We start from the raw sequence: 12,940 nt of genomic DNA on the forward strand, positions 1-12,940 counted from the left end.
AATTATTGTAAATACTGCTTCTGAAAATTGAATTTTATAACTAAATCTATATAATTTTATCATTTTGTATACTTCAACCTCTTTTACAAATTGAATAGAGGTTGAGAATCATTTTTTGACATAGTTATAGAGATATTTTATGAACAAAATTTTCCGTGTTGTATGGAGTCAAGCGACTCAATCTTGGGTGGTCGTTTCAGAATTAACCAAAGCACATAAAAAACAAAGTTCATCCAATGCACAAAAAAGTGCGGTTAATTTTTCAGGCAATTTTATTAAATCTTCAGCCATCGCATTGGCATTATTAAGTGGCCATTCGGCTTATGCAGCTGAGGCTGCAAGTGGGTTGATTCAGATTAATTCAACAAAAGGGATAGCTACTGCAACAGGTAGCGACTCTATTGCTATTGGTAACGATTCTAAGGCAATTGGAAATAATAATTCACTTGCTATTGGTCATAGTGCACAAGCAACAGGAAACGATGGAGCATTAGCAATAGGTAGAAACTCAAAAGCCGGTGGAAATAACGGTATAGCCTTAGGTAGAGAAGCTGAAACGACTGAAAATGATTCTATAGCCTTAGGTTATAAAGCGAAAGCAATAGGAAAGGATGGAGCATTAGCAATAGGTAGAAACTCAACAGCCGATGGAAAGAACAGTAGTATAGCCTTAGGTAGCGACTCAAAAGCCAGTGGAGAAAGCAATATAGCCTTAGGTTATCTAGCGAAAGCAGATAAAAATTTTGCTATAGCTATCGGTAAGGGTGCTAGTGCTCAAAAATTTAATAATGCTGTAGCTATTGGTGCAAACGCACAAGCAAATGGTGCTACATCGTTGGCATTGGGAATGGAATCGAAAACTACAGGTCACGATAGTTATGCCATAGGCTACAGAAGTGAGACCATTGGAGACACGTCAATAGCGTTTGGTCGACAAAGTACAGCAAGAGGAAAGTATGATATTGTTATGGGTGCAGAAGCTGAAACTCGAGATCAAGATGACCGTAAAGGTTATAGTATTGCCATTGGTGCTGGTGCTATGTCGGGAACTAACAAACCTGGGAAAAATCTTAATGGTGGAGATGCTGGCGGTGTAGCTATTGGTACTGGTGCTTATACTGGGGTAAATAGAAATAATATTTCTTTAAACTCTGCTGTTGCAGTAGGGGCCGGTGCCGGTGCTGGATTTAGAAAGTTAGATAATAATGGTATGCCTGCGCAGAATGCTACAGATGTTGATAATAATGATGAAGTGCTGAAAAAAGCGTTTGGTGTTAAAAATGTTGCAGATTATCAAAAAATAGCAGGTGGTACTAACGGATACACAAATGTAGATATTAATGAAGCCACAGCGTTAGGTCGTAATGCACGTGCTATAGGAGACCAATCTGTGGCAATAGGGGCTCAAACTATTGCTGGTATGGGTGCTATTGCATTAGGTGGAAATGATATTACTCAATTTGCAAATAAAAAATATTACAAATCAACCAAAGAAAATTTTGCTGTTACAGAAACAATAGACCATAATCAAGATGCAAAAATATCAGATGACACGATTAGTGGTGCATATAATAGACTTGTTGGTACTGCGTTAGATACACAATATAAAGCGACTTATGCACAAGATGGTTCAGTAGTATTAGGAGCACAAGCTCATTCAGGAACACCATTGGGAACGGCACTTGGTACGAATGCTTTAATACGTAAAGGTGCATTTGGTGCAACAGCCATTGGTGCAGGTTCACAAGTTCAAGCTAATGCAGAAGCAGCGGTAGCAATTGGTATGGGATCTTTTGCCAATGGTAAGTATGCCGTAGCAGCAGGTACTGGGTCCCGGGCAGAATTAGGCGATATAGCTATGGGTTATAAAGCACAAGCCAGTGGTAAACAAGGTGCTATTGCTATTGGTCAATCTACGAATGCTCAAGGTGACTCATCTATTATGATTGGCGGTGCTAACATTTCTAATGCTGCGGCTCAAATTACTAGTTATAAAGCAGAACGAAAAAATCCCGATGGCTCTCATATGACCTATACAAAAGAGGTGACAGAACGTATTAATGGACAAGATGTAAAACGTACATATACGTTCGTATCTACAGAGAATAAGACGGGTAAAGTGGAAGATGCCTATGCTGAATTAACAGGCAAACCAATGAATGTAAAATCGTTAGATTATAATGACTCGAAGAATAGCAATGGACATGCCTCTACCTCTATAGGTGTACATTCCTTAGCACAAGGTAATCTGGCTTCTGCTTACGGTGCTAGCTCTCGTGCAATAGCGATTGGCTCCTTAGCGTTGGGTACAGGTGCGATTGCAGATAGACAAAATGCAGTGGCTATTGGTACAGGATCTACAACGGACTTAGTAGGTACTCGTCAATTAGATGCGAGCTACGATAAATATGGTAACTGGGTAGCTAGTGATTCTCCTGATGCGGTATATAAATTTAGATGGGCCGGCGGTATAAATACATCTGAAGGTGACGTAGTATCCTTTGGTAGCTCCGGCGCAGAACGTCAATTGAAAAATGTGGCGGCGGGTCGCGTGGCAGAAGATTCGACAGATGCCATCAACGGCTCACAGTTAAACTCCGTGGCGCGCAAAGTGGCATCCGGCTGGCAGATCGCCGGCAATGAAAAAACCAAAGTCGCCGGTATAGGCTCGGACGATCAGGTTAACTTCACCGACGGCAAGGGCACGACGGTAACTGTAATGGCGCAGGACGCGGTAAAAGAAACCGTGACCGAAAACGGCAAACAGGTTGAAAAAATCAAAACCCCGAAAGGCGCGAACGTCAAATTTGATATCAAAAATGCCGACGATTCTTTGGAAGTCGGCACAAACGGCGTGAAGGTCAAGACTTCAGATGGCATCGAGACCACGACAAACGGCATTAAGGTCAATACCGGCAAAGGCCTCAAAATTGATGCGGCTGATGGCAACAAAGTTGCGGTTAATACTGATGATAAAACAATCACTGTCAGCGATGATGGCACAGTGAAGGCTGTTGCAGGAACGATAGAAACGGTTACAGCTAAGAATAAAGTCACTGGTGAAAAAGTTGGTCAAGTACGTCCTGCTAAAGATGATAAAGGCAAACTGGCTACAGTCGATGCGGTGGCAAATGCCGTCAACAATGCCGCGTGGAGCATTACGTCCGATACCGACGGCGGCAGCTTCGCAACGTCCGGTCATACCAAAACCACCGAAAAAATCAGCGCGGGCGGCAGCGTAACCTTTAAAGCAGGCAACAACCTGATAATCAAACAGGCAGGTACGGACTTTACCTACTCGCTCAATCCGATTTTGAACGGGCTGACATCGGCAGAGTTTAAAGGCACAGGTGAAAATGCGCCGATTACCAAACTGACCAATGCAGGCATTACGGTAACAACACCGGCAGATGCGGTTGCAAATACGCCGGAGAAAACGGTAACGCTGAATCAAGACGGCTTGAACAACGGTGGCAATGCGATTTCTAATGTGAAATCTAATCTTCCTGCTACTAAAAATAGCGACACTGCAAATACAGCAGCTGCGCCAAGTAATGCCACGAAAACTCAAGCAGTGCCAAATACAACGAATATGAAAGGCACAGATTATGTCAATCCAAACAATGCCGCTACCGTGGGTGACGTATTAAATGCAGGTTGGAACTTGAAAGGCAAGGGCACAGCGGTTGACTTTGTAAAAGCCTACGATACTGTGGATTTTGTGGACGGTGATGGTACAACTGCGTCTGTTGAAAGCAAGGATGGTCAAACCTCGACCGTGAAATACAGTGTAAACACCACGACAATCAAGCCCGATACAGCTAATGCAGGTAAGGTTAAAGCAGAAGGAACAGGCAATACATTTGCAACAGCAGAAACTGTAGCAAGTGCGATTAATGATGCCTATTGGAAAGCAGCGGCTTCAGGTAATGGTGCAACAACGGATGTAGCAGACAATGTGAAAGCTGGTGATACGGTGACCTTTAAAGCAGGCAAAAACTTAACGGTTACACACAACAATACGAATAAATCGTTTGAGTTTGCAACCACTGATACACCGGAGTTTAGCTCTGTTCAATTTGGGAATAATGGTCCGAAAATCACCCACGATGGTGATAACTTAAAAGTCACTAAAGCGGATGGCAAAAGCCCGACCAAAATCACCAACGTAGCTAACGGTAGCGATGGCAACGATGCTGTAAACGTAAGCCAATTAAAAGCAAGCGGTTGGAAAGTTGCAGGAAATAGCAAAACTGAAGTTGACACCATCAATCCAAGCGAGCAAGTGAATTTCTTGAATGGTAGTGGCACAACCGTAACTGTTGAAAAAGATAAAGGTGCAGACGGCAAAGAAAACGGCAACGTCAACGTGAAATACGATGTGAACGTTGGCAATGGTTTACAGAAAGATACGGCAAGCAATACTATTTCTGTAAAACCAGCGGATAGCACAATTACCGTTGGTACAGATGGCGTGAAAGTAAATACGGGCGATATTGCAACGGAATCAACGGGTAAGGCAACAACTGCATTAGATAAAGCGATTGCAGAAGCGACCAAGGAATTGGCTGAAGCGACCGAGGCTGGGGATGCTACTGCACAGCAAGCGGCACAAGCGAAACTTGATGCTGCAAATCAAGCAAAAACTGATGCGGGCAAACAGATTGCGACGGTAGAAAATGTCACTGAAGCCATCAACAAGGCGGGTTGGAATGCCATTGCTGCTAAAACTGAAAATGGAGAGGTGTCAGGCGAAGCAGCGCAACTTGTGAAACCGGGCCAAACCGTTACATTTGAAGCAGATAAAAATGTCAAGATTGCTCAAAATGGAAGTAAATTCACATTCTCGACAAAAGATAATGTTGAATTTAAATCTGTCAAAGTCGGCGAAGAAAAAGACGGCAAAAAACCGGTCAGCCTGACAACCAGTGTGGCAACACCTGCCGATAATAATCAGACAGGAAAAGCCCCGACGACTGCGTTGAATATCAGCAGCGGCGAGGGTAAGGATGCGAAACCGACGCAAATTACAGGCGTAGGTTCGGTGTTGAATGCAACAACGGTTACAAGCGCGCCGGACGGCACCACGCCGACAACCCAACCGAAATTGGTTAACCTCGGTACGGCACATAATCAGACGGCATTGGCAGACAATGTTTTAAACTCTGCCGCCACTGTACGCGATTTGGCAAATATGGGCTGGAAAGTTTCGGCAGATAAAGTAACCGGCGCAGACGATAAGTCATACAGTGATGTGGTGAGAAATGCGGACGAAGTGAAATTCGTCGGCAAAAACGCCGCCAAAGTATCGGGTAAAACCGAGAACGGCGTGCGCACTATTACCGTTGATGTGGAAGTGCCTGATGTTAAAACTGCCAAGCTGGTTTCCAGCACCGACGGTTCTGTGATTGCGCCGTCAACTGATCCCGCGCTCCAAAAAGCATTAAAAGATGCGAAAGACGAGTTGGCCAGATTGCCTGACACTGCAACTAAAGCGGAAAAAGAAGCGGCTGAGAATAAAGTCAAAGATGCCGAAACGGCATTAAATAATGCTTTGGATGATACAGGCGTTGCTACGGCTAAAAATGTTGCGGATATGATCAACAATTCCGGCTTTACGCTGAAAACTTCCGCTGACGAGGGCAAGAAAGATGCCGCATCGGCAGGCAGTGAAGTCATCAAACCGGGCAAAACCGTTGAAATGGTCGCGGGTAAAAACTTAACCGTGAAACAAGGAACTAACGGTAAAGTAACTTACAGCCTGAATCCGGAATTAATTAACCTGACCTCCGCCGAGTTCAAAGCCGACGGCAAACCGACGGTGAAAATCAGTTCAGACGGCATTACCATTACGCCCGCTGCGCCGACGACCGGCGGTGAGCAAAAACCGAATGTTAGTCTGACCGAAAACGGCTTAAACAACGGCGGCAATGCGATTTCTAATGTAGCCGGCAACCTTGACGGCGCGAAAACCGGTACGACCGCGCCGACAACTTCAGCAATAAAACCGACCGCACTTACCGAAACCAATGCGGCAACCGTGGGCGATGTATTGAATGCAGGCTGGAACTTGCAAGAAAAAGGCGAGGCAAAAGACTTTGTCAAAGCCTACGACACCGTAAACTTCGTACAAGGCGACGGCACGGACGTGTCTGTCAGCGTGTCTGCCGACAAGCAGACCTCGACCGTGAAATACAGCGTCAAAGCCGACGGCAACTCTTTGGAAGTCGGCGCAAACGGCGTGAAGGTCAAGGTTTCAGACGGCATCAAGACCACGGCGAACGGCATTGCCGTGAAAGCCGCCGATAAAACGCTTACGGTCGGCACAGACGGCGTAAAAGTCAATACAGGCGCGATTGCCGCAGCAAATGGCGGCGAAGACCAAACCGCCGATCGCGGCAAGGTAACCGTTACCCCCAAAACCAAGGAAGACGGCAAACTGGAAACACAGGCGGAGGCAGAAACCCGCGCGGCTTCCGAGATTGCCACAGTGAAAAACGTTGCGGATGCAATCAACAGCGCGGCGTGGATTGCCAAAGTGGAAAACACGGACGACAGCGTGGATACGCCGACCGAAAACGATAAAGGCACGGCGGTCAAGGCGGGCGACACGTTGAACCTGAAAGCGGGCAAAAACCTGCGTGTCAACCACACCGGCGGCAACATTACCTTTGCCTTGGCGAAGGACATTACAGTTGAAACCGCCAATGTGGAAAACACGCTGACCATTGGCAAAGATAGGGCGAAAGTCAATATTGCAAGCAGTGCAAACGGTTTGACCCTCTCCGGCACGGAAACCGCCGCCGACGGCTCGACAAACAACAACGCCCCAGTCTATCTGAACGGTATCAAGCCGACCCTGACCGACACCTTGGCGGGCAGCCCGACCACGAACATTACCGCCAACATTAATGCCACCGCCTATCACCGCGCCGCCAGCGTTCAAGATGTGTTAAATGCCGGTTGGAACATCCGGGGCGCGAAAAAGGCGGGCGGCGAGGTCGAAAACGTCGATTTCGTCCGCACTTACGATACCGTGGACTTTGTCAGCGGCAATAAGGCGACGACGGATGTTACTGTTGCCGCAGAAGACGGCGGCAAACGCGCAGTCGTTACCATTACCGCCAAAAACGACGCCGGCAGCATCACGACGGCGGGCGGCAAGGTTGTCGTCGGCACAAACGGGAAGGCAGACACCGACCCTAAAGCAGGGAACAAAGTGGCAAAAACCGGCGATGTGGCAAACGCCATCAATCAGTCGGGATGGAAAACCAATGCGACCAAAATCAACGGTGCAGCGGCAACCAAGGCGGACAAAACCCAATTAATCAACCCGGGCGATGCCGTCAATTACGAAAACGGCAACGGCACGGTTGCCAATGTGGAAGTTACGCAAGGTAAGGACGGCAATCCCGATACCGTCAGCGTGAAATACGATGTCAAAGCCGACGGTACGACCATTAAAGTGGGCGACGACGGCAAAGTTACAGCCGTAACGGGCACGATAGAAACGGTTACAGATAAGAATAAAATCGCTGGTGAAAAAGTTGGTCAAGTACGTCCTGTTGATGCTGATAAAGGCAAACTGGCGACAGTTGATGCGGTGGCAAATGCCGTCAACAGCGCGAAATGGTATGCGAAGGCAACCAACACAGATGAAGAGATTAAAGATAAGGATAAAACCAATGACACAACAGGCGAAGGCATTGCCGCAGGCGATGAAGTAACCTTCACGGCAGGCAAAAACCTGCGTGTCAAACATACCGGCAAAAACTTTACCTTTGCCACTGTGGAAACGCCCGAGTTTGAAGGCTTGAAACTGGTTCAAGGCGGCAACACCGTCAATATCGCGCCGACTGCAAATGGTTTGAGCTTCAGCCGTCCTGCCGCAACGGCGGGCGGGAAGGGACAGCCAGTCACCCTTGGCGGCATAAGCAGCGGTTTGGAGAAATTCGACGCTGCCGATCCGAAAACCGAGGGGCTCTTGAACCTCAATAAAACCGAAGCTGGCAAGACCGAACCGACAGTAGGCGACAATACCGCCGCCACCGTGGGCGACTTGCGCGGTATGGGCTGGGTGCTTTCTGCCGATAAGGAAACAGACAATCCCGACAAGACTTACAACGCGCAGGTAAAAAATGCCGAAGAAGTGAAATTTGTCGGCAAAAACGCCGCCAAAGTATCGGGTAAAACCGAGAACGGCGTACGCACCATTACGGTAGACGTGGATCACCAGCTTGCGACGAATAATTCGGTCAAACCGGTGGAATATACCAAGAAAGACGGAACAAAAGTCTATCCGAAAACCGTGACCAAAGATGACGGCACGACGGAAACCAAGTTTTATCCGAATGCCGACGGTACGGGAGACGAAGTGCCAGCAGACGATGTAATCGTTTCGGTCAACGGCGCGAACGGCACGAAATCTCCGACCACCTTGTCGAATGTTAAATCAAACCTTCCCGAAACCCGCAATACGGCGGATGCCGGCAAACCGGCAAGCAAATCGCAATCCGCCCCGACAATCGGCACGGCGGACGGCAATGTGAATGCGAACAACGCCGCTACCGTGGGCGACGTGTTAAACAGCGGCTGGAACTTGAAGGGCAACGGAAGTGCGGTTGATTTTGTCAGGGCGTATGACAGCGTGAACTTTGTAAACGGCAAGGGAACGACGGTCAGCATCGAAACCGACGGCAAGGAAAGCCGGGTGAAGGTGGATGTGGATACGGGTGTAATCACTGCGGAAACCAAAGACGGTAAAGCTACGGGTAAAGTTGCAGGTCCGGTTGCTAATGCTGCGGATTTATCGAAAGCAATCAAAGATGCTCAAGATGAATTGGCGAAAGCAGTAGATGAACAGGCTAAGAAAGCGGCTCAAACTAAACTTGATACGGCAAATAAAGCGGCAGATGAGGCAGGTTTGAACAAAGTTGCAACCGCTCAAAATGTTGCGGATATGATTAACAACTCCGGCTTTACGCTGAAGACTTCCGCCACTGCTGCCGCCGACAATCTGACTGCCGACAATACCCTGAAGAACGACGGGGAAGTCATCAACCCGGGTAAAACCGTTGAAATGGTTGCGGGTAAAAATCTAACCGTGAAACAGGATGCGGGCGGCAAAGTCACTTATGCGACCAAAGACGACGTTGAGTTTGCAACTGTGAAAATCGGTAAAGATGAAGACGGCAAAAAACCGGTCAGCCTGACGACGGAAGCAGCTAAAGAAGCATCCAATAACGATGCGGCAAACAAACCGGCAACGGCACTGAAAATCTCTTCAGACGGCAAACCGGCCCAACTTGTCGGCGTGGCATCGGTGTTGAATACAAGCAAAGTCATCACCAAACCGAACGGCGATAAAAAGGCGGACGGTAAGCCGGCAGAGTCGAAAACGGAAAAACTGATCGACTTGGCAGGTACAAAAGCAGCACCGGTGAACAAGAACGCCGCCGCAACCGTAGGCGACCTGCAAAATATGGGCTGGGTGGTATCGACCAAAGACGGCAACGGCTACACCGATGTCGTGAAGAACGCCAACCAAGTGGACTTCAAAGGCGGTACCGGCATTTCCATTACAGGTAAAACCCTTGAAGATGGCACCCGCCAATTGACTGTAGGCATTAAAGAGGGAGAAGTTACAGATAAAGTAACTATTACTCATAAAGATGGAACTAGAACAGAAGCTGTTAAGATCGGAGATAATTATTACAAGCTCGATAAAGATGGAAAACCAGAAGGCTTCCAAACAGATGTGAATGGTAAACCTGCAGGTACCCCATTAAATATCGATAAAGATAATGATGTGATAACTAACAGCGGTTCAGGCTTTGTTACTGGTAATACTGTGGCAACAGCAATCCAAGAGTCTGGTTGGAATGTTGGTTTGGCTGACGCATCCAAAGCTAATGCAGCATTTAGTGATAAAGATAAAGCGTTATCAGCAGATAAACTTGAGAAAGTCAATCCAAATGACAATGTTCGTTTTGCTGATGGTAAAGGCACAAAAGCAGCAGTCGCAACCGTTGAGCGTGTTGATGAGTTCGGCAAGAAAGTGACTGATACTTATGTGAAGTTTGATGTGGATGAGGGTAAAATTACTGCGGACACAACCAAACCTGGTGCGGTAAAAGGCCCTGTTACTGCAGATGAAGCGAAGAAACTTGCTGATGATTTAGCAAATGCGCAAAACGCAGTAAACAATTTGGCACCAGATGCAGATGAAGCAACGAAAAAAGCTGCTCAAGATGTACTTAAAGCAGCCCAAGATGCGGCAGCACCGTTGAACAAAGTAGCGACTGCCCAAAACGTTGCGGATATGATTAACAACTCTGGCTTTACGTTGAAGACTTCTGCAACTGCCGATGGTAAGAAAGAATCTGGTGACGATGAAGTTATCAACCCAGGCAAAGCGGTTGAAATGATTGCAGGTAAAAACTTAACCGTGAAACAAGAAGCTGATGGTAAAGTTACTTACGCAACTAAAGACGATGTTCAATTCAATAGCGTACAGTTTGGCGGTGATAAAGGACCTAAGATTTCATCTACTGCAGAGGGTAACATCAATGTAAGTGGTGCGGATGGTAAGGCACCTGCTAAGATTACTGGGGTTGCTGCAGGTGATATTTCACCAAACAGCACAGATGCAGTAAATGGGGCACAGCTTTATGCATTAGCGGGCGATCAGAAAAATGTAAATCCTACAAATAATAAGTACGATACGATTGAGTATGATAGCCAAAATAATCCTAAGTATGTGACTAAAGACGCGCCTACAGGTAAAACAGTTGTAACTGAAAAAATTGATGGGCATGATGTCGCAGTGTTAAGAACTTATAATGTTCATAGCCAAAAAGAGATTGTAACTAACTCCGTAGTTGAAGCAATTTACAATATGAATGAGCAAGGTATTAAGTTCTTCCACTCTAATGATGGCGTTGAACGTACTAAAGTGGAAGCTGAGAATAACTTTGACTCAAGCGCAAGAGGTAAATTTGCAACAGCAATTGGTTCACGCTCAAAAGCGGATGGAACAAATGCAGTAGCAATTGGCTTTAATTCTGTTGTAACGGGTAATGATTCAATCAGTATTGGTACGGGTAACCGTGTAACTGGTAATAAATCTGGTGCATTTGGTGATCCAAGTATTATTAATGGTAACAGTAGTTACTCAGTGGGTAACAATAATACTGTTGCAACTGATGATACATTTGTATTAGGTAATGAAGTAAAACATACTGTTGGAAATTCAGTTATCTTAGGAACTAAGTCAACTGCTCGTGGCGGTAATGGCTCTAAAACTGGTACTTTACGTAACTTGAAACAAGATGGTAAGGATGGAACAAGTACAACAGCTGGTTCAACAGGTACTGTAAGCACCGCAACTGTAGGCTATATGACTTATGGCGGTTTTCAAGGAGCGAAAGCTGATGGCGTAGTATCTGTAGGTGCTGCAGGTAACGAACGTCGTATTCAAAACGTAGCAGCAGGTGAAATTTCATCAACCTCTACTGATGCGATTAACGGTAGTCAGTTATATGCTGTCGCTGCAGGTATTGGTCATAAGCTTGGTGGCTTGGATAACAAGATCAACAAAGTTGGCAAACGTGCAGATGCGGGTACTGCAAGTGCATTAGCAGCGGCGACTATTCCGCAAGCTTATACACCAGGTAAGAGCTTAGTTGGTATTGCAGCTGGTAACTATCAGGGGCAAAATGGTCTTGCAGTAGGTATGTCCCGTATCTCTGATAACGGTAAGATCATCATCCGTTTATCTGGTACGGCAAATACTCAAGGTAAAACTGGCATTGCAGCTGGCGTAGGTTACCAATGGTAATCAGCTGATAGCAAAAACATAGTGAAAAAACACCGCAAAAGTGCGGTGTTTTTTTATGTCTTTTTTATTTATTCTCATTTAGAAAAGAGGATTTTTATAATGAAAATCCACTTCAAAGCAGGCTCCAAAACTTGCGGGAAATCTACCGCACTTTTGTGCTAAATGAGAAAATGCCAACAGGATTTTAACATTGCATTAGCAATTGTTTTTCAATAATTAGTTTAATAGTTTCAATTACTTACAATCTTAACAAATTGAATTGAGAGTCAATCTCAATACGAAATTTTCCCTTCGATAAAAACAAAAAAATTTATGATCTCAGTCAATAAAACAATCGTTTTACTCTAGTCTGGGTAACTCTGAAGGAGTATCCTTATTTCCAGAGTGGTTATTGTGATGTATTGGCGTAATGCCTTCCACCTACTTTCTGTTTCTATCTATACATACTTTGGGGGAAAATATGAACCGTTTTGTTATAGGTGATCCGAAAGATTGCATTGGATGCAATACCTGTATGGCTGCTTGCAGCGAAGTACACAAAGCTTTTGGATTACAATCCTTTCCGCGGTTACAAGTAATGCGTAACGACGATATTACTGTGCCGATCTTGTGTCGCCATTGTGATGATTCACCTTGTGCTACGGTATGTCCTGTGCATGCAATTAAACACGAAAATGACACTATTCAATTAAACGAAGGTTTGTGTATTGGCTGTAAACTTTGCGCCATTGCTTGTCCATTTGGGGCGATTACTCAACACGGTAGCGCGCCATTAGACGCACCAAACCACTACGACAGTTTTTCTTTCACTGATGCGGTAAAACGTGATATTCGCACCGCACCGAATAATACTGATGTTCATAATATGCTTGCATGGCAACCAGGTGTAAAAGCTATCGCAGTGAAATGCGACCTTTGCTATTTCCGTGAAGAAGGTCCTGCTTGTATGCAAACTTGCCCAACCAAAACTTTATTCTTAATTAGTGATGAGAGTATCGAACAAGCAAATCGCAAAAAACGCGAAATGGCAATGATGGGTTCTCCTGTCGTGCCAAGATAAAAGTTTATTGTTTGTTTACTCGTTAATCAATGGAGTGAAAT

Annotated in this window: 2 protein-coding genes; both read left to right on the top strand. The window is 45.8% G+C overall.

The annotated features are described in order from the left end of the window. Positions 1-139 precede the first annotated feature (139 nt). Positions 140-11,839, top strand: coding sequence for a YadA-like family protein (locus ABW51_RS02230; RefSeq protein WP_053465386.1), 11,700 nt, complete (start codon positions 140-142; stop codon positions 11,837-11,839). Between the two features lie 460 nt (positions 11,840-12,299). After that, positions 12,300-12,899 (top strand): 4Fe-4S dicluster domain-containing protein, encoded by a 600-nt coding sequence (locus tag ABW51_RS02235; protein WP_005631968.1) that lies wholly within the window; start codon positions 12,300-12,302, stop codon positions 12,897-12,899. Positions 12,900-12,940 lie beyond the last annotated feature (41 nt).

Origin of the sequence: Haemophilus sp. C1, from assembly GCF_001276515.1 — a bacterium.
Lineage (GTDB): Bacteria > Pseudomonadota > Gammaproteobacteria > Enterobacterales > Pasteurellaceae > Haemophilus.